Annotated in this window: 18 protein-coding genes and 2 tRNA genes; 6 read left to right on the top strand and 14 right to left on the bottom strand. The window is 54.1% G+C overall.

Going from position 1 to position 24,392, the window contains the following annotated elements; translation table 11 throughout:
* Nucleotides 1–19: 19 nt before the first annotated feature.
* From LMS44_RS06375 to sdhC, 5 genes are all read right to left on the bottom strand, one after another.
* Nucleotides 20–2,854, bottom strand: a complete 2,835-nt coding sequence (locus LMS44_RS06375; RefSeq protein ID WP_027959716.1) for a 2-oxoglutarate dehydrogenase E1 component — start codon at nucleotides 2,852–2,854, stop codon at nucleotides 20–22.
* 388 nt (nucleotides 2,855–3,242) lie between these two features.
* A complete protein-coding gene (locus LMS44_RS06370; protein WP_009287296.1) occupies nucleotides 3,243–3,953 on the bottom strand; it encodes a succinate dehydrogenase iron-sulfur subunit in 711 nt (236 codons plus the stop codon).
* 27 nt (nucleotides 3,954–3,980) lie between these two features.
* Nucleotides 3,981–5,753, bottom strand: a complete 1,773-nt coding sequence (sdhA, locus tag LMS44_RS06365; RefSeq protein ID WP_022520468.1) for a succinate dehydrogenase flavoprotein subunit — start codon at nucleotides 5,751–5,753, stop codon at nucleotides 3,981–3,983.
* A 4-nt stretch (nucleotides 5,754–5,757) separates the two neighbouring features.
* On the bottom strand, nucleotides 5,758–6,105 hold the full coding sequence (gene sdhD / locus LMS44_RS06360; protein WP_022520469.1) for a succinate dehydrogenase, hydrophobic membrane anchor protein: 348 nt from the start codon (nucleotides 6,103–6,105) through the stop codon (nucleotides 5,758–5,760).
* Nucleotides 6,099–6,476 carry a succinate dehydrogenase, cytochrome b556 subunit gene (sdhC, locus tag LMS44_RS06355; RefSeq protein WP_196518187.1) on the bottom strand — a complete coding sequence of 126 codons (378 nt, stop codon included), beginning with the start codon at nucleotides 6,474–6,476 and terminating at the stop codon, nucleotides 6,099–6,101. Before sdhC ends, sdhD begins: the two co-directional genes overlap by 7 nt.
* 504 nt (nucleotides 6,477–6,980) lie before the next feature.
* Here sdhC and gltA point away from each other — a divergent pair.
* A complete protein-coding gene (gene gltA / locus LMS44_RS06350) occupies nucleotides 6,981–8,267 on the top strand; it encodes a citrate synthase (RefSeq protein WP_009287293.1) in 1,287 nt (428 codons plus the stop codon).
* A 620-nt stretch (nucleotides 8,268–8,887) separates the two neighbouring features.
* On the opposite strand, the gene LMS44_RS06345 is transcribed toward gltA, so the two are convergent.
* The 3 genes from LMS44_RS06345 to gltX all read right to left on the bottom strand — a co-directional run bounded on the left by LMS44_RS06345 (nucleotide 8,888) and on the right by gltX (nucleotide 10,706).
* Nucleotides 8,888–8,963: transfer RNA gene (locus tag LMS44_RS06345), tRNA-Glu, on the bottom strand.
* Between the two features lie 48 nt (nucleotides 8,964–9,011).
* Nucleotides 9,012–9,087, bottom strand: a tRNA-Ala gene (locus tag LMS44_RS06340).
* A 134-nt stretch (nucleotides 9,088–9,221) separates the two neighbouring features.
* Nucleotides 9,222–10,706 (bottom strand): glutamate--tRNA ligase, encoded by a 1,485-nt coding sequence (gltX, locus tag LMS44_RS06335; protein WP_009287292.1) that lies wholly within the window; start codon nucleotides 10,704–10,706, stop codon nucleotides 9,222–9,224.
* Between the two features lie 300 nt (nucleotides 10,707–11,006).
* Between gltX and LMS44_RS06330 the strand changes: the two genes are divergently transcribed.
* A complete protein-coding gene (locus LMS44_RS06330; RefSeq protein WP_414120731.1) occupies nucleotides 11,007–11,531 on the top strand; it encodes a helix-turn-helix domain-containing protein in 525 nt (174 codons plus the stop codon).
* Between the two features lie 5 nt (nucleotides 11,532–11,536).
* Here the strand turns inward: LMS44_RS06330 and LMS44_RS06325 are convergent, their stop codons facing one another.
* Nucleotides 11,537–12,133 carry a hypothetical protein gene (locus LMS44_RS06325; protein WP_476489161.1) on the bottom strand — a complete coding sequence of 199 codons (597 nt, stop codon included), beginning with the start codon at nucleotides 12,131–12,133 and terminating at the stop codon, nucleotides 11,537–11,539.
* 221 nt (nucleotides 12,134–12,354) lie between these two features.
* On the opposite strand from LMS44_RS06325, the gene LMS44_RS06320 reads away from it, so the two are divergent.
* Both LMS44_RS06320 and dusA read left to right on the top strand, forming a co-directional pair.
* Nucleotides 12,355–13,161, top strand: a complete 807-nt coding sequence (locus tag LMS44_RS06320; protein WP_498947132.1) for a sulfite exporter TauE/SafE family protein — start codon at nucleotides 12,355–12,357, stop codon at nucleotides 13,159–13,161.
* 198 nt (nucleotides 13,162–13,359) lie between these two features.
* The gene (dusA, locus tag LMS44_RS06315) at nucleotides 13,360–14,433 is read left to right on the top strand and encodes a tRNA dihydrouridine(20/20a) synthase DusA (protein ID WP_223827991.1); all 1,074 of its coding nucleotides are present in this window, start codon (nucleotides 13,360–13,362) and stop codon (nucleotides 14,431–14,433) included.
* A gap of 46 nt (nucleotides 14,434–14,479) precedes the next feature.
* On the opposite strand, the gene LMS44_RS06310 is transcribed toward dusA, so the two are convergent.
* Both LMS44_RS06310 and LMS44_RS06305 read right to left on the bottom strand, forming a co-directional pair.
* On the bottom strand, nucleotides 14,480–15,934 hold the full coding sequence (locus LMS44_RS06310) for a catalase (protein ID WP_476489160.1): 1,455 nt from the start codon (nucleotides 15,932–15,934) through the stop codon (nucleotides 14,480–14,482).
* Between the two features lie 208 nt (nucleotides 15,935–16,142).
* A complete protein-coding gene (locus LMS44_RS06305; protein ID WP_009287287.1) occupies nucleotides 16,143–17,174 on the bottom strand; it encodes a succinylglutamate desuccinylase/aspartoacylase family protein in 1,032 nt (343 codons plus the stop codon).
* Between the two features lie 206 nt (nucleotides 17,175–17,380).
* Between LMS44_RS06305 and LMS44_RS06300 the strand changes: the two genes are divergently transcribed.
* Together LMS44_RS06300 and LMS44_RS06295 are read left to right on the top strand one after the other, a co-directional pair.
* A complete protein-coding gene (locus LMS44_RS06300) occupies nucleotides 17,381–17,992 on the top strand; it encodes a TetR family transcriptional regulator (protein WP_476489159.1) in 612 nt (203 codons plus the stop codon).
* A gap of 77 nt (nucleotides 17,993–18,069) precedes the next feature.
* A complete protein-coding gene (locus tag LMS44_RS06295) occupies nucleotides 18,070–18,996 on the top strand; it encodes an alpha/beta fold hydrolase (protein ID WP_476489158.1) in 927 nt (308 codons plus the stop codon).
* A gap of 54 nt (nucleotides 18,997–19,050) precedes the next feature.
* On the opposite strand, the gene LMS44_RS06290 is transcribed toward LMS44_RS06295, so the two are convergent.
* From LMS44_RS06290 to LMS44_RS06280, 3 genes are all read right to left on the bottom strand, one after another.
* The gene (locus LMS44_RS06290) at nucleotides 19,051–19,737 is read right to left on the bottom strand and encodes a hypothetical protein (protein ID WP_476489157.1); all 687 of its coding nucleotides are present in this window, start codon (nucleotides 19,735–19,737) and stop codon (nucleotides 19,051–19,053) included.
* 186 nt (nucleotides 19,738–19,923) lie between these two features.
* Nucleotides 19,924–23,112 (bottom strand): efflux RND transporter permease subunit, encoded by a 3,189-nt coding sequence (locus tag LMS44_RS06285; RefSeq protein WP_027959768.1) that lies wholly within the window; start codon nucleotides 23,110–23,112, stop codon nucleotides 19,924–19,926.
* A complete protein-coding gene (locus LMS44_RS06280; RefSeq protein ID WP_159176358.1) occupies nucleotides 23,112–24,383 on the bottom strand; it encodes an efflux RND transporter periplasmic adaptor subunit in 1,272 nt (423 codons plus the stop codon). Before LMS44_RS06280 ends, LMS44_RS06285 begins: the two co-directional genes overlap by 1 nt.
* Nucleotides 24,384–24,392 lie beyond the last annotated feature (9 nt).

The raw sequence follows: 24,392 nt of genomic DNA, 5'->3' as shown, positions 1-24,392 counted from the left end.
CTCTAAATCCGGTGGTCGCTTATAAATTAAAAGCGTCTTCCACCAGCTGGCGCTGCTGTTCAGTGTGGACGGACATATAGCCAGCTGCTGGAGCAGCAGAGGCAGGACGTCCTGCAAATTTCAACTCGCGACCAAGGCCATCTTTCAGCATGTCGGCCACTGCACGCATATTGTGCTGGCTGGAGTACCAAGCGCCCTGATTAAGCGGCTCTTCCTGGCACCACACAATATCTTCTACGTTGGTATAGTCTTGCAGCGCTTCCAGAAGCTCTTCTTTCGGGAAGGGGTATAGCTGCTCAATACGCACAACTGCCGTGTCATGACGCTCATTCTCAGCGCGCCAAGCGGCTAAGTCGTAGTAGACCTTGCCAGCACATAGCACAACGCGTGTGACCTTCTTCGGCGCCAGATCTGCCTGGTCGGCGAGTACCATGTGGAACTTACCGTGAGCGAGATCTTCAAGGCTCGAAATCGCTTCTTTATGACGCAGCAGCGATTTAGGTGTCATCACCACCAGCGGTTTGCGCAGCGGACGAATCACCTGACGACGCAGTAGATGATAAATCTGTGCGGGCGTGGTGGGTACGCAGACCTGCATATTGTGCTCAGCACACATTTGCAGGAAGCGCTCCAAACGCGCCGAAGAGTGCTCCGGGCCCTGGCCTTCGTAGCCGTGTGGCAACAGCATGGTTAAACCACACACCCGGCCCCACTTCGTTTCACCCGACGAGATGAACTGATCCACGACCACCTGGGCGCCGTTAAAGAAGTCACCAAACTGAGCTTCCCAGATCACCAAGTCATTCGGCGCAGTGGTTGAGTAGCCGTACTCAAATGCCAACACCGCTTCTTCCGAAAGGAAGGAGTCATGAATGGTGAAACGCGGCTGACCATCGGCCATATTCTGCAGCGGAACATAGGTAGTGCCATCTTTCTGATTATGCACCACCGCATGACGGTGGGAGAAAGTACCGCGCCCAACGTCTTGCCCGGTAATCCGGATCGGATGCCCCTGCTCTAGCAGCGTGGCGTAGGCTAGTGTTTCCGCAAAACCCCAGTTAAGTGCCAAACCACCAGCCTGCATTTTACGCCGGTCTTCATAAATCTTGGCCACCTGACGCTGCACTTCGACGCCGTCCGGCACTTCACACATGCGAGCCGCTAACTGCTGCAGACGCTTCATATCAAACGTCGTGTCGGCATCACCAGACCATTCGTGACCCAGGTAAGGCGCCCAGTCAACGAACAGAGAAGCGTTGGGCTCTTGCACCAGTGCATTGGCAACGTGGTTGCCTGCCACGAGGTCATCACGATAGGTTTCGATCATCGCTTTAGCGGACTCTTCAGAGAGCACGCCCTGATCAACCAAGCGCTTGGCGTACAGCGAGCGCGCAGAAGGGTGATCTTTGATCTTGGAATACATCATCGGCTGCGTGCCTGACGGCTCGTCAGCTTCGTTGTGGCCACGGCGACGGTAGCAAACGAGATCGATCACCACATCTTTTTTGAACTGCTGGCGATAGTCGAGAGCGACTTGGGTGGCGTGCAGCACTGCGTCCGGGTCATCGCCATTGACATGAAAAATAGGCGCTTGAACCATCTTGGCAATATCAGTGCAGTATTCGGTAGAGCGTGCATCCAGCGGATGCGAGGTGGTGAAGCCCACTTGGTTGTTAATCACAATATGGACGGTGCCACCGGTTTTATAAGCACGGGTCTGAGACATCTGGAATGTCTCCATCACCACGCCTTGACCGGCAAACGCCGCATCACCGTGGACGTTGATCGGCAGTACTTTACTGCCCTCTTCGTCGTTACGGCGATCTTGGCGGGCACGCACCGAACCCTCTACGACAGGCGCGACAATTTCCAGGTGCGACGGGTTAAACGACATCGCCAAATGGACTTCGCCGCCCGGGGACATGACGTTCGAACTGAAACCCTGGTGGTACTTCACATCACCTGAGCCACGCTCGATGACTTTCTTGCCGTCGAACTCATCAATCAAGTCAGCTGGGTTTTTACCCAGAATATTGACTAGCAGATTGAGTCGACCACGGTGCGCCATACCGATGACCACTTCCTTGGTGCCATAACCGCCAGCACGCTGGATAAGCTCGTCCATCATCGGCACAAACGATTCGCCGCCTTCAAGACCGAAACGCTTGGTACCTGGATACTTGGATGCCAGGTAATTCTCCAAACCTTCGGCGGCCGTCAAACGCTCCAGCACGTGCTTGCGCACGTCGGCACTGAAATCAGGCGCACTGCGTACCGACTCAAAACGCCGTTGTAGCCAGCGTTTCTCTTCCGTATCGACGATATGCATGATCTCGCAGCCGATGGAGCGGCAGTAAGTACGCTCCAACGCATCTACGATGTCACGCAGTGGCGCTTTGTCGATACCTAAAAAGAAAGAACCGGTTTGGAACTCGGTATCCAGATCAGCTTTTGAAAGCTGATGAAAGGACAGATCGAGATCGGGGACGGGGGTGGGATTACGCAGCCCTAGCGGGTCGATATTGGCCTTTTGATGGCCACGGAAGCGGTAAGCGTTGATCAGTTGCAGGACTTTTACCTGCTTTTTGTTTTCACCGCTATCGGCAGCGGCGACTACCCGGCCCGGGCGACTTTCGCGCCCCAACTGGTAGAACTGATCACGCACGGGGCTAAGTGGAACATCGTGGGAGGCACTGCCCTCGGGGCGCGGCAACTCATCAAAATAGCTGCGCCATTCGTCAGGGACAGACTCAGGATCGGCGAGGTACTGCTCGTAAAGCGCTTCCACGTAGTGAACATTGCCGCCACTAACGTGAGAGGAACGCCACATCAACTCCATTATGCCTTGTTGCATCTCTCGGTCACCCTGCACTGATGGGGTGGTATCGGTATCGTCGCAAACATGCGGCGACATCGCTATTGCCCTGCCGGCGGGGCGGGACATTTGCCGGCGGCGCCGGCCAACGGCCGGAAACCCTGTTCGTCTAGCTATTCTTCATCTCACACTTTATGTCGCATCTAGCGGTCATACTGTGTTTCTAGCGGTCATACGATGTTTCGTCTTCAGTTCATGCTCGAAAGCCGGTACCCCAGGCACCGGCTTTCAAACTTGTCTGATCAGCAGTGCGACGTGACGCCGCACCGCCTGACAAACCCTATGATAACAAGCGAAGCGCCATGATTTAAGTGGCATTATCACCCAACTTAAGTGGCAGGCGCTTTTTTACTAAGATGTCATAGGCTTAGGTAGCATCAGCGAGTAACATTTCGCGAATTTTACCAATTGCCCGGGTAGGGTTGAGCCCTTTTGGGCACACCGCTACACAGTTCATGATGCCACGGCAACGGAACACCGAGAACGGATCTTCCAGGTTGCTCAACCGTTCGCTGGTAGCCGTGTCACGTGAATCGGCCAGGAAGCGGTAAGACTGCAGCAAACCGGCCGGGCCGACAAACTTCTCGGGGTTCCACCAGAACGACGGGCAAGACGTTGAACAGCATGCACATAGAATACACTCATACAAGCCATCTAGCTTGTCGCGCTCTTCTGGCGACTGCAGACGCTCAATGGCCGGTGCAGGCGTATCGTTCTGCAGGTACGGCTGAATACGCTCGTACTGCTTATAGAACAGCCCCATATCCACGACCATATCGCGAATAACCGGCAGGCCCGGCAGCGGGCGCAGGGTCAGCTTGTTGTTTTTGACAACGTCTGACAGCGGCGTGATACATGCCAAGCCGTTTTTGCCGTTCATGTTCATGCCATCTGAACCGCAGACGCCTTCACGGCAGCTGCGACGAAACGCCAAACCGCTGTCTTGTTCCTTCATCATATGAAGAACATCCAGCACCATCACATCGCGGCCTTTAGTATCGACCTGAAACTCCTGCATGTAAGGTGCGGAGTCGGTTTCCGGATTGTAGCGGTATACGGATACCTGAAGATTGGACATAGTGACTCCCTCTCGTCTATGCGGCGTTTAGTAGGTACGAACCTTAGGCTCGAACGTATCAACGGTTTTCGGCTTGAAGTTAACGTCGCGTTTTTTCAGCTCTTTCGTCGCTGGGAAGAAGAGCGAGTGCTTCAGCCAGTTGACGTCATCACGGTCTGGATAGTCGTAACGCGAGTGGGCGCCGCGGCTCTCTTTACGCTCTAGGGCAGCGATCGCCGTCGCTTCAGCCACTTCCATCAAGTTATCAAGTTCCAGTGCTTCTACACGGGCAGTGTTGAAGGCATTGGACTTGTCAGGCAAGTAGGCATTGGCGATGCGCTCGCGCAGCAGCGCTAGCTTGTCGACGCCTTCCAGCATGTTTTTCTCTTCGCGGAATACGCCGAAGGAGGTCTGCATGATTTCCTGAAGCTCAGCTTTCAGCTCAGGAATACTTTCACCACCCTCAGACTCATTCCAGCGCGTGATCCGCTTCATGGCCGACTCAATGTCAGACTCGGAAGCGTCCAGGTACTCAATGCCTTCGTTCAGCGCGCCTTCAATAAACATGCCTGCAGCACGACCGAAGACCACTAGATCAAGTAGCGAGTTACCGCCCAAGCGGTTAGCACCGTGAACAGAAACACACGCTGCTTCACCACAGGCAAACAGGCCGTTAACGATATGATCGTTACCGCTTTCGTCCATGGTAATCGCCTGACCATGAATATTGGTCGGAATACCGCCCATCATGTAATGGCAGGTCGGTACGACCGGGATCGGGTCTTTTGCCGGATCGATGTGAGCAAACGTCTTGGAGAGCTCAACGATACCGGGTAGGCGCTTACCAAGTACTTCTTCACCCAGGTGATCAAGCTTCAAGAAGACGTGATCGCCCTTCTCGCCACAGCCACGACCTTCCAGAATTTCCATGACCATCGAACGGGCTACAACGTCACGGCCCGCCAAATCTTTGGCATTCGGCGCATAACGCTCCATAAAGCGTTCGCCGTCTTTGTTGATCAGGTAGCCACCCTCACCGCGGCAGCCTTCTGTGACCAGCGTGCCCGCACCGTAAATACCGGTCGGGTGGAACTGCCACATTTCCATGTCTTGCATCGGGAAGCCCGCACGCAGCGCCATGCCAATACCGTCACCGGTGTTAATCAACGCATTGGTTGTGGAAGCATAAATACGGCCTGCTCCACCAGTAGCTAATACTGTGGCCTTGGACTTAATGTGAACCACTTCGCCCGTCTCGATACACATGGCGATACAGCCGACCACATCACCGCTGGCATTTTTGACCAAATCCACTGCATACCACTCATTGAGGAACACGGTATTGTTCTTCAAATTATTCTGGTAAAGGGTGTGCAACAGCGCGTGGCCGGTACGGTCAGCAGCGGCACAGGTACGAGCCGCCTGGCCACCTTCACCGAAGTTCTTCGACTGACCGCCAAACGGGCGCTGATAAATGCGACCGTTATCTAAACGCGAGAACGGCAGGCCCATATGCTCGAGCTCGAATACCGCTTTCGGGCCTTCAGAACACATATACTCCGCCGCGTCCTGGTCAGCGATATAGTCGCCGCCTTTAACGGTGTCGTACATGTGCCAGCGCCAGTCGTCGTTCGGGTCATCAGACGCGATTGCACAGGTGATACCACCCTGAGCAGAAACGGTGTGAGAGCGGGTCGGGAAAACTTTCGATAACACGGCCGTCTTTTTACCGGACTTCGCCAGCTCTAGAGCGGCTCGCAGGCCAGAGCCACCGCCACCAATGATAATGGCGTCAAACGTCAGGCTACGCAGATTAGACATGTAATCAAGCTCCCCACAGAATTTGAATGCCCCACACCAAGTACACGAAAATGCCCAAGATGATGACAGCTTGGACACCCACGCGCAGGCGAGTGGACTTGAGATAGTCGGTGGTGACGGTCCACAGACCAATCCAGGCGTGTGCGGCTAAGGCGACAAACGCCAGTAGCGAGAAAATCCGCATCCACGTCTGGCTGAACAGACCGCTCCACGTGTAGTAATCGAGGTTCGGATTAAACAGCAGAAAGGCAACGATAAAGACCGTGTAGAGGGCCAAAATAACAGCAGAAACGCGCTGCATCAGCCAGTCAGAAAGCCCACTACGGCCAAAACTTGTAATGTTAGTTACCATACCCAAACTCCTGCCAGAATAATCAGAACAGCGCTGACCACGACGGTGATCTGCGCTTTTTTAACGCCACCCTCAAGGGTTACCCCAATATCGGCATCCATCAGCAGGTGCTTGATACCTGCTACAAAGTGGAATGCCAGTGCGGATAACAACCCCCAAGCAATCAACTTAGCCAAAAAATTATTGGCCAGTGCATCGCTAACGGCGTCGAAACCCGCAGGAGATGACAAGGACTTGCCCAGCGCCCAAAAAGCGAAAATCAGGCCAACGAACAGGATGACACCCGTGATGCGGTGTGTGATCGACGTCAGCGCCGGCAGTGGGAAATGTATCGTAGTAAGGTCTAGGTTTACGGGTCGTTTGCTATTCACGGCTTTGTACACACTCTCTTGGCCCGCTCTGCGACAGGTCGGGCATGGCCCGAGCGGGCGGTGGTTGCTGGAAGGGGCTCGGCCGTTGCCAAGTCGGGCACGACCACCTACCTGCCGGTCGCGCGCCGTGGATTATAAGAACCTTCGCCCTCGCTTACAAACCGAACTCAGCCCTAACTCGACTATGGTGCAAGAAAATTGTCCGCATCCTGAGTCGATTTTGCGCTGCAGCATGGTTATAGTGACAGTAGATTAGCAATTTGATAAGCCTGTTAACATATCATGTTAGCCTATCGTCAATCTTCTGACGCTTCGCCATATAATGTAGGCTTTTTAATCATATACAAAAACTATTCAAAGCAACAATATTTGCACAACCTTAAGCTAGGCGCTTAGGCTAATTGACAAAATGTCGCACACTTCTATAGTGGGCAAGCCTTTTCGCCGGCGCGGTATGCGCAGCAATGACTTTACGTCCCAACCCGAATTCGAAAGGAGGCCAGCATGGCTGACAGGAAAGCGACATTGACGGTAGACGGTCTGGATAAACCGATCGAGCTACCCATGTATTCCGGCACACTTGGCCCCGACGTCATCGACGTACGCGGTTTAGGCGCTGAAGGCCTGTTCACCTACGACCCCGGCTTTATGGCCACCTCTTCCTGCCAGTCTGCCATCACTTATATTGATGGCGGCAAGGGCGTGCTGCTACACCGCGGCTACCCGATTGATCAACTGGCCAAAGAGTCCAATTTCGTAGAAGTGTGCTACACCCTGCTGTTTGGTGAGTTACCCAACGACGAGCAGTACGCGGATTTTGAATCGCGCATTCGTAACCACACCATGGTTCACGATCAGATCAACAACTTCTTTAAAGGGTTCCGCCGCGATGCCCACCCGATGTCTATTTTGTGCGGTGTAGTGGGCGGCTTAGCGGCCTTCTATCACGACCACATGGACATCACTCAAGAGGAAGATCGCGTGATCAGCGCGATCCGCCTGATCGCCAAGATGCCTACCCTGGCGGCAATGTCCCATAAGTATAATGTGGGTCAGCCCTTTAACTACCCGCGCAACGATCTGACCTATGCAGAGAACTTCCTCTACATGATGTTCAGCAACCCTTGCGAAGAGTACAAAATCAACCCGGTATACGCGAAAGCCATGGATCGCATCTTCATGCTGCATGCGGATCACGAGCAGAACGCCTCTACCTCGACTGTACGCTTGGCAGGCTCCACGGGGGCCAACCCATTCGCTTGTATTAGCGCAGGTATCGCGGCACTTTGGGGCCCCGCTCACGGCGGCGCCAACGAAGCCGTGCTGGCTATGCTCGACGAAATCGGTGAAGACTCCGAAGAGAACATCCAGCGCTTTGTTGATAAAGCCAAGGATAAGGACGACCCGTTCAAGCTAATGGGCTTTGGTCACCGCGTGTATCGCAACTTTGACCCGCGCGCCAAGGTAATGAAAGAGACCTGCGACGAAGTACTTGCAGAGCTCGGCATGGCCGACGACCCTCAGCTTAAAATCGCCAAGCGTCTTGAGCAAATTGCCCTAGAAGACGAGTACTTCATCGAGCGGAAGCTGTACCCGAACGTTGATTTCTACTCAGGCATCATTTTGAAAGCCATGGGTATCCCCACCAATATGTTCACCGTGATCTTCGCGGTATCGCGCACTATTGGCTGGATCTCGCATTGGCACGAAATGCTCAGCGAAAGCTACAAAATCGGTCGTCCGCGCCAGCTCTATATTGGCCACGACCAGCGTGACTATCCGAAAAAATAAACCATCCCCGCTTGACAGTACGATCAAAGGTCACCTTCGGGTGGCCTTTTGCGTATGGGCTGATTAACGCTGGTTCATAGACCACCAACGCACCACCACATGCGCTCGCGACCATTCACTAACCTTACCAGGTGCCTTGAGCAAGCTCTCCCCTTAGAGACCACCCCTTGCCCCTTCTGAGCCTAGGACGCGGCGATAGCCGGATGCAACATTGAAGGACTTCAAAAACGCCTAATTCGACTCCATTATCGCTTGACTTTTTTGCTTCTGGATCCTGCTCAAGGTTTTCCACACTATCTGTGGATAACCCTGTTCACAACCACTTCAAAACGTCCCGAAATCGCCATGGGCAGTGGGCCAGCCTTAAATTGGTTATTTTTTAACCTCCCGTAAGTCATTGTTTTTTAAAGACTTAAGTTCTGTTAAAGATTTTTTGCGTCAACAACAAGGGGTTGTGCACAACCTTTAAGCCAGAATCGCAAAAGTGGACAAGTCAAGCACAAAATCGCCCAAAAATTGTCGATTTGTAGCTCTTTTGTGAACAGCGGGAATACAAAAAGCCAGCAAATGAGAAGACTCATTGCCAGAGAAATAAACGATTAGGAGGGATACTGAATTAGTGGCGTCCCATAGGGGGTTCGAACCCCTGTTACCGCCGTGAAAGGGCGGTGTCCTAGACCACTAGACGAATGGGACGTATATCGAGCCGCTTCGCGAAAGGTACTGATAACAAGTACTACTAATTGGTGGAGCCTAGCGGGATCGAACCGCTGACCTCAACACTGCCAGTGTTGCGCTCTCCCAGCTGAGCTAAGGCCCCACATGTCGCGAAGACGGAGCGTATAATACTGATTCCGCTGGCCTTCGTCAACAGAAAAAACGCCAATTTCCTAAGGATGAGAAATTGGCGCTAGCGCTATCTCATGCGCGGTTAGCTGATTTTACTAAACTATTTCACGAAGCGATCTCACGAAATTCTTTTTCAAAGCGCTTGGCCTGCTTTTTCGAGACGCCGCCCAATACCTCTATCGCACTACGCAGGCGTGCCCGGGTAACGTCTGAACCCAGAATCGCCATGGCGTCCATCACTGAGGTGCTGGACGCGCTGCCGGTAATGGCAATAAACACCGGCGCCAGAAAGGCTTTCATTTTCAAGTCAAAGTGCTCAGCCAGCGTTTTCACCTCGTTCAACAGCGCCTCTTTATGCCAAGCCGAAACGCCCTCGAATCGCCAAACAAGGAACTGAAGCAGCTTGACCAGTTCCTCTTCCTCGAGCTTCACGCTATCAAACGACGCTTTTGTTAGCGCCGGAAGGCCAGAGAAGAAGTGCCCTGCCAACGGCATTACCTGGGAGAGCGTCTCTACCCGTGGTCGCACCTGCGGCAGTATCTGCTTAACGTAAGCTTCATTGAAAGCCCAGTCACGCAGTGCGCTCAACAGTGCATCATCATCCAGGTCTTCACGGATATACACACCGTTTAACCAGGTCAGTTTCTCCAGATCAAATACAGGGCCACCTAACGAGACACGCTGAACGTCAAACTCCGCCATCATCTCTTGTAGACTGAATTTCTCGCGCTCATCAGGCATCGACCACCCCATCCGCCCCAAGTAGTTGGTAACGGCCTGGGGTAAAAAGCCCATCCGACGATAATAATTGATGGAGGTCGGGTTTTTGCGCTTAGAGAGTTTGGATTTATCGGGGTTGCGCAGCAACGGCATGTGACAAAGTTGCGGCATTTGCCAACCAAAATACTCATACAGCAGTTGGTGCTTTGGTGCGGAGTTAATCCACTCTTCCCCACGCAGCACATGGGTGATCGCCATTAGATGATCGTCGACCACATTGGCGAGGTGATAAGTGGGCATGCCGTCTGATTTAAGCAGAATTTGCGCGTCCACCTGCGCCCACTCCACTTCAATCGTACCGCGCAGCATATCGTTGACCACACAAACGCCTTCGGCAGGCACATTCATGCGCACTACATAAGGCCAGCCTTCCTGTTCACGGCGTGCTTGCTCCTGGCTCTCCAATGCTAAGTCAGCAGGCTTCAATGCCAGGTGCAAGCCCGCAGCCTTGCGGGTTTCACGCAGTTCATCAAGCTCTTCACTGGTGCGGTAACACTTAAATGCATGCCCGGCATCCAACAACTGCTGGGCGTATTGAGCATATATATCGCCACGCTCGCTTTGCCGATAAGGGCCGTGGGGGCCGCCAACATCCGGGCCTTCATCCCACTCAAGACCCAGCCAGCGCAGTGAATCGAGAATCATCTGCTCCGACTCAGGAGTAGAGCGCACCCGATCAGTGTCTTCAATACGAAGAATGAATTGGCCACCGTGCTGACGCGCAAAACATAGGTTAAAAAGCGCGATGTAGGCCGTGCCAACGTGGGGGTCTCCTGTGGGAGAAGGTGCAATGCGAGTACGTACGGTCATGAAAACGTCCTATTGGCAAAAATGCATGGCGATATTATACGCACCTTAGGCGCAACCAACAGCGTCGCGCAGGGAACGACTAGCGCAAGAAAGCGTCAGAGAAATTAACTCAACGTTATTTGTCCACTAATGCGCGCTAAAGCACAATCGCTTAGTATGGCACTGCAGCAACATCTTGGGTGCATACCCCAAGCTTGAGATAGACCAATAAAGTATGTTCATAGCTCCACTATCTATATTAGAGAAATTTATAGTGGAAGACATTCAACGAGCTTGTTAGCTCATCATCAGGAAGACGAAATGGAATCGCTAGGCTCACGTATCAAGCAACTGCGGCTTAGGGCCAAGCTCAACAAAGCTGCTCTCGCACGCAAAGTTGGCGTGTCAGATGTCACCATTTCTTATTGGGAATCTGGGGCGATCAAACAGATCGGTCACGAACGCCTTGTGGCGCTCGCTGATGCACTCGACTGCTCCCTGGCAACTCTATTGGAAGGTGATAGCGCCCCCGAGCTATTAACGTTGACCCATACTGGTCCCCTCCCCTGGGAACAGGTACAGGCAACGACCATTAAAGTGCCCAGTCACCTCCCGCTGAACATCGACTGGAAAGCACCGTGCGTAATGGCAACACCCGGCCCAAGTACAGATTTTTCACCCGTTAATGCTGGTGATCTTCTGCTACTCGGGCCGACCCATGTGTTTCACAAAGCGGGCCACTATGTAGTGCAACGCGACGATCGTTTCGTCATTGAGCACTTCACCAAAGCCCCAAGCGACACATCGATTCATGCAGTACTGCTAGCCCATTGGCATCCTGCCTAAAGCGTCTACCTCCCCGGACTCTCTAGCACCTCCACCTGGTCACGCGTTTGCCTTGGCTCACTCCCCACCAAGAAGCGTCGTGAGTAGGTGGCCACTTGGCCCAGCCCATGGCGGGATTGATTTACCAGCTCTCCCGCCAGGTGCTGGCCCTCGTGGCCAATACGCGCTTGAACGGCTTCCGGCTGCACACTGCCTTCGGAAACCTCAACCTGCACTATATAGCCACCATCGGGTAAGCCACTGCCAGGGCCAAATGGGCCCGCTGCGAACACGCCATTCTCTATACGCGTCCGCTCACGCCAACGCACGCTGCTGATCTCGCGTTCGACAATAATCTGTACCAGCGTTTCATCGGGCAAGTTGCTCTCGCCTTCCACCATTAAACGCCGATCACTGCGCAGCGATACATGCGCCATTATCTCGACGACAAGAGGCGCCACCTCTTCTGCCGCAGCCACGTCTATCTCAGCAGCTGTGGGCTCAGGGGCTGATGTTTGTTCTGCAGTTGATACCGACTCACTCGGCTCGCCTGTTTCGCCACAGCCTACCAGTAGCGCAACGGATATCATCAACACACCAACACTGCTTAATACATTGCGCATATGCACTCCAAAATATTGCCCCGGAGCCTGTCAGGCTTGACCGATCGTCGCGAAAAGCACACGAATTTGCAGTAGATCAGCATTCAGTCTGACAGGCTCCTAGCAGCTTACCACTGCATAGCCGCCACCACAGTGGAATACTTGTATTGGCCCCGCGACAGGCACCGCTTCAGGTACAATATGCTTATCATGCTAACAAGACACTTTTAGGAGCAGCGGCTTTGGACATCATTTGGTGGTTGGCCTATATAGCACTGGGCGGTTTTGTGGGCTTGATGGCGGGCTTATTGGGGATTGGTGGCGGCGGCATTATGGTGCCAATTCTGACGTCGCTTTTTGTACTCCAAGGCGTGCCCCACGAGCACCTTGCCCACTTGGCTTTAGGCACCGCCATGGCGGCCATCATTCCTGCCTCTACCGCTAGCCTGCTTTCCCACCATCGGCACGGAGCCGTTCGCTGGGACATCGTGCGCTTTATTACCCCTGGCATATTAATCGGCACCTTTTTGGCGACCTTTATCTCTGCGCTGCTGCCCACCCGCGGCCTTGCCATCTTTTTCGCCTGCTTTATGGTGCTAATGTCGCTCCAGATGCTGGCAAACATCAAGCCCAAACCGAGCCGCGGCTTACCCGGCCCTATCGGCGTAAGCGGTGTGGGGTTGGGCATCGGTGGCATTTCCGCGCTCGTTGCTATTGGCGGTGGCTCACTAACAGTGCCCTTCCTCACCTGGTGTAACGTCAAGCTACCCCGCGCAATAGGCACCTCAGCAGCCGTAGGACTCCCTATCGCAGTTGCTGGTGCACTTGGCTACATAATCAACGGATGGTCTATCCAAGGACTGCCCAGTGCAGCACTCGGCTACGTTTACCTGCCCGCGCTACTGCTCATGGCGCCCTTCAGTATCCTAACGGCTCCCATCGGAGCAAAATTAGCGCATAGGCTGCCCGTCAAACTTCTCAAACGAGTATTCGCGTTTATGCTGATGGGGCTGGCACTGCAGATGGTGTATGCGGTGTTTACTGCTTAAACCCAGGCTTTAGCGTAAGGTCCTTTCTCGGAATGCTAAAATGGGCAGTATATGAGAAACTGCCGTCCTTTTTACGGCGCTTGCGAATCGTTGCCATACTTGCCTCTCAGATGTACCAAATCAAAAGCGGCTCAAGTACCAAATATGTACCAACGAACCATGTAAAACGCCGCTCAACCACTGTAAATATGAACAGTTATGAATGATAACACAACCGCGCAAACCCGTATGAAGTCTGGCATTGCCCGCCCGGAGCTGGATAGAACTTTCTCCGTAGCACCCATGATGGATTGGACAACCCGCGATTACAGAGCGCTAGCACGCACCTTAACCAAGCGTGCGCTGCTGTATACCGAGATGGTCACTACCGGTGCGATTTTGCACGGGACGCCCCGTGAGCGCTTTTTGGGCTATAACGAGGTGGAGCATCCGCTTGCACTGCAGTTAGGCGGCAGCGACGCCGGTGAGCTGGCTGAGTGCGCAGCGATTGCCGAAGCCTGGGGCTATGACGAGGTGAACCTGAACGTCGGCTGCCCGAGTGACCGCGTGCAGAACAACCTGATTGGCGCGTGCTTGATGGGCTACCCCGAAAAGGTGGCAGAGGCAGTGCGGGCAATGCAGGCTGCGGTGTCTATTCCGGTCACGGTGAAGTGCCGTATTGGTATTGATGACCAGGATGAGGACGCTGATCTTGAGCGGTTTATCGCTATCGTTGCTGACGCAGGCTGCGAGGTGTTTACCGTTCACGCCCGTAAGGCGTGGCTGCAGGGTTTGTCGCCTAAACAGAACCGCGATGTGCCGCCGCTTAACTACCCCCGTGTTCATCGTCTAAAGCAGAGCCGCCCTGAATTGCATATTGGCATTAACGGCGGGATTAAAACGCTGGCGGAGTGCCAAGCGCAGCTTACCCATGTGGATAGCGTGATGGTGGGGCGTGAGGCGTATCAAAACCCGTGGCTGCTCGCTGGTGTCGATGAACAGTTGTTTGGTGAGCAAGGCCCGGCAGAGAGCCGTTTGGATGCTGCGAACGCTTTCCGGCCGTATATTCAGCAGCGCTTGGATGAAGGCGCGAAGCTGAATCATATTACCCGCCACCTGCTGGGTTTATTCCAGGGTTGCCCCGGCGGCAGGCGCTTCCGGCGTCATTTGTCAGAACACGCCCATAAAGAAGGCGCAGGATTGCGCCTATTTGATGAAGCGTTAAGTTTAGTGCGTGAGCCAGAGGCTCAAGACACACAGCCCGCCGCCCTTTCTGCCCCCCTTCCCGCTTAAGCGTTGAAGGTGTGGACGGCGCGCCGTGTGCTTAAAAAGTCACGCGTTAGCCGCCTTTCACGCCTTTAGCGATGCGGTCGCCGACTTCCTGGTCAATATTGCGCCAATACTCAAACGCACGCTGAAGCACCGGCTCCGTAACACCATCCGATAGATGACCAACAACGTTCGACACCAAACGGGCACGCTGGGCGTCATCCATCACTTCACGCACCAGGGTATGGGCCTGCCCCCAATCGTCGTCATCGCGGCGCAGGGTGTAGGCGGTGCGCACAAAGTCACCACTCACTTCCCAGGTGTTATCCATAGGGTAGCGCTCAGCATCGGCAGAGGGGCCGCCTTTCGAGTTGGGTGCATAAACCGGGTCGGTGACATTTTGCACCCGCATCGCGCCATCTTTAGTGTAGCTGTGCACCGGCGACTTCGGCGAATTCACCGGGATCTGCTTATAGTTCACGCCAAGCCGCGCGCGGTGGGCATCAGCGTAGGAGAACCCACGCGCCAGCAGCATTTTATCAGGGCTTAAACCGGTACCTGGTACCATATTATTGGGCTCAAATGCCGCTTGCTCGATCTCGGTGTGATAATCCGTGGGATTACGATCCAAGATGAGTTTACCCACTTCAATCATCGGGTAGTCCGCATGGGGCCACACTTTGGTCAGATCGAAGGGGTTATAACGGTAGGTCTTCGCCTCTTCAAACGGCATGATCTGCACTTTCAGCGTCCAGCTGGGGTGATCGCCATTTTTAAGGGCTTGATAGAGGTCGCGGGTATGGTAGTCAGCGTCTGCGCCAGCCATTTTGTCCGCTTCTTCCTGGGTGAGGAAATCGATTCCCTGGTCGGTTTTAAAATGGTACTTGACCCAAAACCGTTCACCCTCGGCGTTGATCCACATATAAGTATGGCTGGAGTAGCCGTTCATATGACGCCAGGTTTTCGGGATACCCCGGTCACCCATCAACCAAGCCACTTGGTGAGCCGATTCAGGTGACAGCGTCCAGAAATCCCACTGCATATCATGGTCGCGCAGATTGGTATCCGCACGACGCTTTTGCGAGCGGATAAAGTGCTGAAACTTCATCGGGTCGCGAATAAAGAACACCGGTGTATTGTTCCCCACCATGTCGAAGTTGCCTTCTGTGGTGTAGAACTTGATCGAGAACCCGCGTGGGTCACGCCATGTGTCCGGGCTACCCCGCTCGCCGGCCACGGTTGAGAAGCGCATCAGTGTTTCAGTGGTCGTGCCCGGTTGGAACACGGCTGCCTTGGTGTACTTGCTGACATCATGAGTCACTTCAAAGCGCCCAAAACCGCCGCCACCTTTGGCGTGAGGCTGACGCTCGGGAATACGTTCACGGTTAAAGTTTGCCATCTGCTCAATCAAGTAGTGATCGTTGAGCAGAATCGGGCCGTTGGGTCCTATGGTAAGCGAGTGTTCGTCACTCGTGACCGGTATGCCCGCATCTGTCGTGGTGTGCTTAGGTTTATCGCTCGTCATCGCTTTTCCTCCATGTCACGGTAGACGTGGCGTTTGATCGCCACTCGTTCGAGTCCGATGAAAGCTTAGCTATTTGTTTTGGGTGTTATCATTTTTAGTAGCCGCTAACAAAGCCCGTCCTTAGGTATAGTCAAATGGCTACTGACTTGCCATTTATAGTAGCTAATCCTTAACTATTGAAGCGATAGCGTTGAGTTATGAACTACGATTAATAAAACGAATCAGGTGGCGGCACCAAGCTTGAGTTAAAGCTCTCAATAGCCGTTTCTGCCTCATCAATTTCATCAAAACGGGCAATATGGAATAGCGCCTCTCCTTCATTGGCCAGCGGCAAGCGACTCATGCCAATCACAATACCGTCGGCAGCGGCGCGCACTTCGCCTTCATCATTGCCAAAAGGGTCAGCGACTTTGCCCAGCACCTCGCCTTTCGCAACGCGGGCGCCTAGGCGCACCTTGGGGCGCAAAATGCCGTCGATAGGTGCCCGAGCCCAGCTTGACCCTTTGGCAAGCTCCGCGGGTGCTGGCGTGCGGCGGCGCTGTTCGCCGGTCAGCATGCCTAGTCGGCGCATGACTCGCAGCACACCGCGAACCCCTGGGGCAATCGCCCACTCGTCAAAACGCAACGCCTCACCGGCTTCATAGGTCAGCACTGGAATCCCGCGGTTCTGGGCGTAATGGCGCAGGCTACCTTCACGCAGTTCCGCATTCAGCACCACGGGCGCACCGAAAGCATCGGCCATGCGCTCGGTTTCGCTTCCAGGACGGAGTTGTGCACGAATCTGCGGCAGATTAGTGCGATGGATTGCGCCGGTATGTAGGTCAATAATATGGGTAGCGTGATCGACGATTTGTTCGCGAAACAGATTTGCAATACGGCCGCCAAGTGACCCCGACTCGCTGCCTGGAAAACAGCGATTTAGATCACGCCGATCAGGCAAATAGCGGGTTTGCTGCAAGAAACCAAGTACGTTTACAACCGGCACAGCGATCAAGGTACCGCGGATACTACTAATCGCTTTCGCGCGCAGTACCCGGCGGACAATCTCCACGCCGTTGATTTCATCGCCGTGAATGCCACCACATACCAACAGCACTGGTCCATCCTTACGGCCATGAACGACTTCGACAGGAATATGCAGGGGCGTATGGGTATATAAGCGCGCCACCGGCACATCAACTTGTAAGCGTTGGCCGGGCATAATGGTATGTTCGCCCAGCTGAAAAGGAGCTCGCGCCATGCTTTCTGTCCTGTTTTTTTAATTCGTTTTGCTCACGACATTAGGGCCAGTTTCATTGCCTGTTTATACGCTTTCAGTCGTGAAATGACGAATTTGTTAACCCACGTTATGAGATGGCTCATTTAACCATACAGTTTTGAATGTAAATGTTCTCCCTCTTAGGTTAAAATATGACCATACTGTGTCGATAATGAGGTTGCATTTCCATGGCAAGAAAGACCAAAGCAGAAGCGGCTGCTACACGAGAAGCACTGCTTGAAGCTGCTGAAGAGGTATTTTTTGCCAAAGGCGTGGCGCGTACCTCCTTAGAGCAAATTGCTCGCCATGCAGGCCTTACTCGCGGCGCCGTTTATTGGCACTTTAAAAACAAAGGCGACCTGTTCATGGCGCTGGTTGAACAGGTGCGTATGCCCTTCCAATCGCTGATGGATGAGGTCGACAAAGTCGACGCCGAATTATCACCTCTGGAGTCTATACGACTGGCCTGCCATGCGGGTTTAGTGCGCCTTGAGCAACCTTCTTATCAGCGAATACTCTCCATCCTGCTGCATCGCTGCGAGTTCTTCAGCGATATTAACCCACTCGACATGCAGGAGCAGATCGGCAACGAGTGTTTTGAAGAGATGCTGAATGTCTTTGTGCTCGCTGAGCAGCAGCAATTATTGCGCGAAGACCTTAGCCCCGAAATTGCAACGCGCTTGATGCAGTCCATGCTGGGAGGCCTGTTCCACGACTGGCTACGTAACCCCGGAGCTTTTTCGATTCATGAACGCGGTGGCGAGCTGATTGATACCGCTATTCGCATGATGCAGCGTTAAACATCGCACCCCACTCTCGCTGCAATGCAGCAAGTATGCTTATACTGGCCCCACTGTTTTAGCCGTGTGAGTACTCTATGGATGCCTTGGAGTTTGTTCGCATACGCGAATTAGAAGTCGCCGTACGCATTTGGAACCCTACTGCCCCCCGCACCTTGATCGCCTGGCATGGCTTTGCTCGCCACGGTGGCGACTTTAGTGCGCTGGCGCGGGAACTCGGCAATGAATGGCGGATTATCGCCCCAGACACCCCGGGGCGCGGCTTATCAAGTTGGTCGCTTTTCCCTGCTCACGACTACCTTTATAGCCATTACGTGACGGTAGCAATCGCACTGCTTGACCACTTTGAACTCGATTACATCGATTGGCTGGGCACCTCGATGGGTGGCCTGCTAGGCATGTTGATCGCCGCTGACCCACAGCACAGTGGGCGTATTTCCCGGCTGATTCTTAACGATGTGGGCCCCGAGCTAAACACGCAGGGTCTTATTGATCTCTCCAGCTATTTCGGCGTCACCCACCGTTTCTCTACCTTCAGCGAGCTCCAACAAGAGCTCAATCAGCACTACGCTAGTTTCGGTATTACCGGTGAATCCGCACGGCGCGAACTAGCGCTCAACAGTGCCCGTCGGTTACCGGATGGTAGTTGGACGTATCACTTTGATCCGCGCATCGGCGAGCAGTTTGTACACGATACGCCGCGCGACATGTGGGCAGACTGGGCGAATATTCGCTGCCCGACGATGGTGATACGCGGTGAGGAGTCCACGCTTTTAGACCCGGAAACACTACCGCGGATGGCCGAAGCGCAGCCTCAGCTTGTGACGCTTACAGTGCCTGACTGTGGTCATGCGCCCATGCTGGATAAACCGGCACAGGTAGACCCCATTCACGACTTTTTAAACCGCCCCGCTCCTCGCCCTACTTCCGTTGATAAGACGCAAAACGCCACTGTCTGGCAGCGTACAGTGCAGTGGCTGGCGCAGCAGTGGCGGCGGAAATAACCGGGATGCCTAGCATTTAGGCTTCCCGGTGCCCCCCTCAGATAGAACGTCGTATTAGTGGGAGGTGGAGTAATGGGTTGAATGACGATTTTTCTGGTTTAGCCGCAGTCTGTTCAAACGAACTCGCGTTTCGAGATACGCCTTTTCAGAGACGCTGCGATAGGCGCCTTCTTCAGGTAAGTACTTCACCAGCACTCGGCGCTCCCCCTGTACAGGTAGAGCATCGTGCTTGCTAAGCAGTTTGACCCTGCTATTGGGCTCATTATCAATGACTGCGAACGCCTGCCCACCAGTACCTTCGTGCTCAGTCACCACCACCGTTTGCCCCAGTAAACAGCGGCGCGTGAAGGGGCGATAACGGTGTAGCCCACGGTGCAAGGCCTGGCAGAGCATAGCCGCCAAAGGCGAAGCAACCACCAGCGTAGCCCATAGCACCAGCACCCCTACCGGTATACGTATCAAGCCAAGCGGTAGCCACCGCAATACCAGTAGTTCGATCGCCAATGTAAGTACTGCTGCAATGGACAGAATCACCGTCAAGGCCAGCGTCGCGGGAACCCCAGCGAAGCCTAGAGAAACCAGCGTGCTGGCGAGATGGTCTTCTTTGAGGCTATCGCGTTCAAACAGCTCCAGAGGGGCTAAACGGATAATCACTAACAGCCAGTAAAGAGCCAACAACCCGAGTAGCAACGTAAAGACGATGGTCGGAAACTGCGTAGCAGCGTGCAGTAGATCGTTCATGATGGCGCCTCCCCCGGTACTTAGCCGGTGATGTATTGTTACTTCCAGCTTAGTCCAGATTAGCTTTTGGGCGCCACCTCTACCTTGATCTTAGTCAGCTAGCTTGATTATCGTGACCGCAATAAAAAGCGGGTGCCATCCGAAGATAGCACCCGCCTGTTCTTGATGGTGGTTAATCGCTAAGGACTAGGCTTTGTCATGCTCAAGTGCCGACTGTGAGCTATCATGCCTATTCCCTTTCATCTTGCGACCTAGCCAATCAGAAACGGTTGCAATCATGGCGTAGAAGCTGGGAATAAACAGGCTGCCCAAGGTGGCAACTGAGAACATACCCATAGCGACCGTGGTACCAATGTGATGACTGCTCACGTCGCTGGCACCGGTCGCCAATGCGAGCGGTAAGGTACCAAAGATAAATGCCAGGGAGGTCATCACGATGGGACGAAAGCGCAGCTCTGCTGCTGTAATCGCCGCTTCACGGATTGATTTTCCCTGCTCCTTACGCTGCAGTTCGGCGAATTCGACAATCAGGATGGCATTCTTCGCCGCAAGCCCGACCACCACCAACATGCCGATCTGCACATACACACTGGTGTCCAGCCCGCGCAACGCGATACCCCCAATACCCCCCAGGAAAGCAAAAGGCGTTGCAGTCAATACCGCTAGCGGTAAAGACCAACTCTCATACTGAGCCGCCAGGATCAGGAAGACCATCAATAGGCCGAAGACAATCGCTAGCGTCGCGGCGCTGCCCATATTGGACTCTTGGTATGCGGTACCCGTCCAGCCCATGCCCCAGTTGCTGCCCAGCGCTTCCTCCACGACTTCGTTCATTGCTTCGATCGCCTGAGCTGAGCTATAACCAGCAGCTGGCTCACCCTGGAACATTGCACCGGCATAAACGCCGAAACGGGACACTACCGACGGACCGGTTTGGCGCTCAAGCTCGACAAATTCAGAGAGCGGAATACGTTCGCCATTTCCGCCACGCACGTAAACGCTGCTGACGTCTTCCGGCGTCTTCCGGAATTCATCTTCGTTTTGTAGATAGACCTGAAAATTACGGTTTTGATAGCTGAAGTAGTTCACAAAGCCGTTACCAAAGGTATTACCCAGAGCCGAGTTAATGTTCTCCAGCGCCACGCCGTAACTTAATGCTTTTTGCTGATCAATGTTGGCACGATAAGACGGGACATTAACGTTGAACGTTGTAAATACCCGGTTCAAGGCAGGATGCTGGTTAGCTTTCTGCATGATTTGCAGCGATGCTTCATACAGCTCACGTGCCGATGCACCATCAAAGGACTGCAAGTAGCCGGTAAACCCACCGGTGGTCGAAAGCCCCATGATAGGTGGCAAGTTAAAGGCCATCGCGGAACCACCATCAATACTGGCGCCCAACCCCATAATGCGCCCTACAAGTTCGGTGGCAGTCAAATCACGCTCAGACCAAGGGCTTAGATTGATAAACATTACCCCCCGAGCGGTATTCACGGAACTCGACAAAATGTCATAGCCCGCCACCGCGGAGGAATATTCCACACCGGGAATATCTTCAATCGCTGCACTGAGTTTTGACATATAGCGCTGGGTGCGATCCAGCGACGCGGCGTCAGGAAGCGACACGCTGACCAGCACAACCCCCTGGTCGGTTTCCGGCACCAGTGTTGAAGGCGTATTGGCGTAGAGCCAGTAGGAACCAACCCCTGTCGCTACCGTGAGCGCTAATGCCAATACCCAAAACCGTACCAAGCCTTTTACGACCCACATATAGGCAGCGGTGATCCCCGCAAACAGTCGGTCAAACAGGCGTAGCGGTGTATTTAGTGCGCGCTTGAATTTGGACTGCCCGGCACCGGCGATTTTGTGCTTGATAAAAATCGCTGACAGAGCAGGGGTAAAGGTTAGCGCCATTAACGCCGAAATGGCCACCGAGATCGCCACGGTAATTGCAAACTGCTGGTAAATCTGCCCGGTAAAGCCGCCCAGGAAAGCCACAGGTACAAACACGGCCGCCATGATCAACGAGGTCGCAATCACCGGCCCGCCGACTTCTTTCATCGCCCGAATAGTCGCGTCGCGTACACTGATATCGTCCTCTTCACTCAGCACGCGCTCGACGTTTTCCACTACAAGAATGGCATCGTCGACCACTATCCCTATCGATAGCACCAAGGCGAATAGCGTCAGCAAGTTGATCGAAAAACCAAACATGTAGAAGCCTGCAAAGGTGCCCACGACCGCAACCGGCACCACCGACATGGCAATCACAGTGAAACGCCAGTTCTGCAGGAAAATAAACAGAATGACGATAACGATCAGAAAGGCTTCAATAAAGGTGTGGAGCACCGTTTCCACGGAGGCATCAATAAACAGGGTCGTATCATAAGGGGCAACATATTCAAGCCCGGGCGGGAAGCGACCGGCCAGTTCCTCCATCGTATCCCGCACACCCTGCGCAGTTTCCAGCGCGTTAGCACCGGGCTGCTGGTTAATAATAATCGGCGTCATGGTTGAGCCGTTCAAACGCGCATCAACCCCGTAAAAAGATGCCCCAAGTTCAATACGCGCGACGTCTTCCAAGTGTAGCGAAGAGCCGTCGTTATTGGTGCGTAGGTAAATATTACGGAAGTCGTCGACATTATTAAGGCGGCCGCCAGCGGTAATCGTATAGGTGTACGCACGCGGCTCACTTTGCGGCGTCGATGCCAAATTGCCCGCAGGCACTTCAGTATTTTGTGCCCTAATCGCGCTGGCCACTTCACTGGGCGTCAGGTCGTACTGGGCCAACTTATCCGGATCCATCCAGATACGCATGGCAAACTCGCCGCCGCCCAACACCTCGGCATTACCCACACCCGGCACCTGGCGCAGTTCATCAAGCACGTTAAGGGTGGCGTAGTTCTGCATATAGATGTTGTCGTAGTCGCCATCAGGAGAGGTCAACGCGATAAACATCAAAATCGAGTCAGAGCGCAGCTCTACGGTGACACCTTGTGACTGCACGGCCTCAGGTAACTGGGAAAGCGCTCCCTGAACCCGGTTGTTGACGTTGATGGTGTTAATGTCGCCGTCGGTGCCGATGTCAAACGCCACGCTCAAGCTCATGAGGCCGTTATCGGCGCTGTTGGAGGTCATATAAAGCATGTTCTCAACGCCGTTAATGGCTTCGGCGATGGGAGCCGCCACCGTTTGCGCAACGGTTTCAGCGTCCGCCCCAGGGAACTGCGCTTGCACCGATACCGTCGGCGGCACCACGCTGGGATACTGCTCAATCGGTAGAATACGCATGGACATCACGCCCACCAACGTCACGATAATCGCCAATACCGTGGCAAATATCGGGCGGCTGATGAAGAAGTTAGAGAAGTTCATTATTGCGCACCCTCTTCCCCTTCAGCGGGCTGGCCATCACCTGCCCCCTCTTCCATTGTCTCTGCCGCTTCAGACTGCTGTTGGGCCTCTTCTTGCTCCACATCTTCAACGATGTCCTCAGCGTTACCAGCAAACGGCTGAGGATCAATCACCATACCCGGCTCTAAACCAGCGGGGTCGCCGACCACTACACGATCTCCCGGCTCAAGCCCCTCACGAATCAACTGCCATGGGCCAGCCACTTCGCCCAATGAAACAGTCCTTTCTCGGGCCTTGTTGTCATCATCCAGGACAAACACCTGCGGGCCCATCAACCCTTGGGTAACGGCAATTTCCGGGACTGCCATCACATCAAAACGCTTCAGACCCTCGATGCGTACACGTACAAATTGGCCGGGCAGTACGGTCGCCTCAGGATTTTCGAAGGTTGCGGATGCCTGCACGGTACTGGTGCCGCTATCGACTCGTGAGCCCAGGAAGTCCAAATGCCCTTCTAATTCGGAATCGCTGCCGCCACTCACGCCAGGAATGCTCAATCGTGCGCGAATATCCGACGTATCACCGCCGTCACTCAACTGACGACGTAGCTCAAAGGCATCCCGCTGAGGCAGTTGGAAACGAACTTCCAGCGGATCCAGCGGGGTGATCGTCGCCAGTTCTGTACCCGAGGTCACCAAATTGCCCACGTTAACTTGGCTCAAGCCGATCATGCCTGAGACAGGAGCCGTCACCTGGGAATAGCCTAAATCCAGGTTGGCACTGGTCAAGGCGGCTTCTGCTTGGGCGACGCTCGCCTGGGCTACTCGTTGGTCGGCCAACGCCTGATCATACTGCTGGCGACTCACCGAGTTTTGGCTTAATAACTGCTCGAAACGCTGGGCATCACGCTGGGCGCGGGCAAGCTCGGCACGAGCGCTCTGTAAATCGGCTTCACGCTGATTGACCGTGGCCTGGTAAAGATCGGGCTCGATGGTGTAAAGACGATCTCCTTCCTCCACCAACTGGCCGGGTTCAAAGTGACGCTCCTCCAGAAACCCATTGACACGGGCAACCAATGTGACTTCATCATCACTGCGTAACAGCGAGGGGTACGACTTATCCAGCGGTATATCCTGACGCGCCATTTCGGCCACTTCGACCTTATGGGGAGGTGCCTCTTGCTGGGCACCCTGTTGAGGTGCCTCGGCTTGTTCTTGACCGCAGGCTGAAAGTGCCAGCGCAGCTACCAGCGTCACCAGACTCGCTCGGCGTGAGTGAATCAACTTCTTCATACGTTAAGT

Origin of the sequence: Halomonas profundus (genome assembly GCF_020865425.1) — a bacterium.
GTDB classification, from domain to species: Bacteria; Pseudomonadota; Gammaproteobacteria; order Pseudomonadales; family Halomonadaceae; genus Vreelandella; species Vreelandella titanicae.
The sequence above is the reverse complement of the archived record's forward strand: the minus strand, read 5'-3'. Positions and strand labels throughout refer to the sequence as shown.

Coding starts and splice junctions, on each gene's coding strand:
- LMS44_RS06375 (WP_027959716.1), bottom strand. CDS start 2,854: ATGCAACAAGGCATAATGGAGTTGATGTGGCGTTCCTCTCACGTTAGT.
- LMS44_RS06370 (WP_009287296.1), bottom strand. CDS start 3,953: ATGTCCAATCTTCAGGTATCCGTATACCGCTACAATCCGGAAACCGAC.
- sdhA (WP_022520468.1), bottom strand. CDS start 5,753: ATGTCTAATCTGCGTAGCCTGACGTTTGACGCCATTATCATTGGTGGC.
- sdhD (WP_022520469.1), bottom strand. CDS start 6,105: ATGGTAACTAACATTACAAGTTTTGGCCGTAGTGGGCTTTCTGACTGG.
- gltA (WP_009287293.1), top strand. CDS start 6,981: ATGGCTGACAGGAAAGCGACATTGACGGTAGACGGTCTGGATAAACCG.
- gltX (WP_009287292.1), bottom strand. CDS start 10,706: ATGACCGTACGTACTCGCATTGCACCTTCTCCCACAGGAGACCCCCAC.
- LMS44_RS06330 (WP_414120731.1), top strand. CDS start 11,007: ATGGAATCGCTAGGCTCACGTATCAAGCAACTGCGGCTTAGGGCCAAG.
- LMS44_RS06325 (WP_476489161.1), bottom strand. CDS start 12,133: ATGCGCAATGTATTAAGCAGTGTTGGTGTGTTGATGATATCCGTTGCG.
- dusA (WP_223827991.1), top strand. CDS start 13,360: ATGAATGATAACACAACCGCGCAAACCCGTATGAAGTCTGGCATTGCC.
- LMS44_RS06310 (WP_476489160.1), bottom strand. CDS start 15,934: ATGACGAGCGATAAACCTAAGCACACCACGACAGATGCGGGCATACCG.
- LMS44_RS06305 (WP_009287287.1), bottom strand. CDS start 17,174: ATGGCGCGAGCTCCTTTTCAGCTGGGCGAACATACCATTATGCCCGGC.
- LMS44_RS06300 (WP_476489159.1), top strand. CDS start 17,381: ATGGCAAGAAAGACCAAAGCAGAAGCGGCTGCTACACGAGAAGCACTG.
- LMS44_RS06295 (WP_476489158.1), top strand. CDS start 18,070: ATGGATGCCTTGGAGTTTGTTCGCATACGCGAATTAGAAGTCGCCGTA.
- LMS44_RS06290 (WP_476489157.1), bottom strand. CDS start 19,737: ATGAACGATCTACTGCACGCTGCTACGCAGTTTCCGACCATCGTCTTT.
- LMS44_RS06285 (WP_027959768.1), bottom strand. CDS start 23,112: ATGAACTTCTCTAACTTCTTCATCAGCCGCCCGATATTTGCCACGGTA.
- LMS44_RS06280 (WP_159176358.1), bottom strand. CDS start 24,383: ATGAAGAAGTTGATTCACTCACGCCGAGCGAGTCTGGTGACGCTGGTA.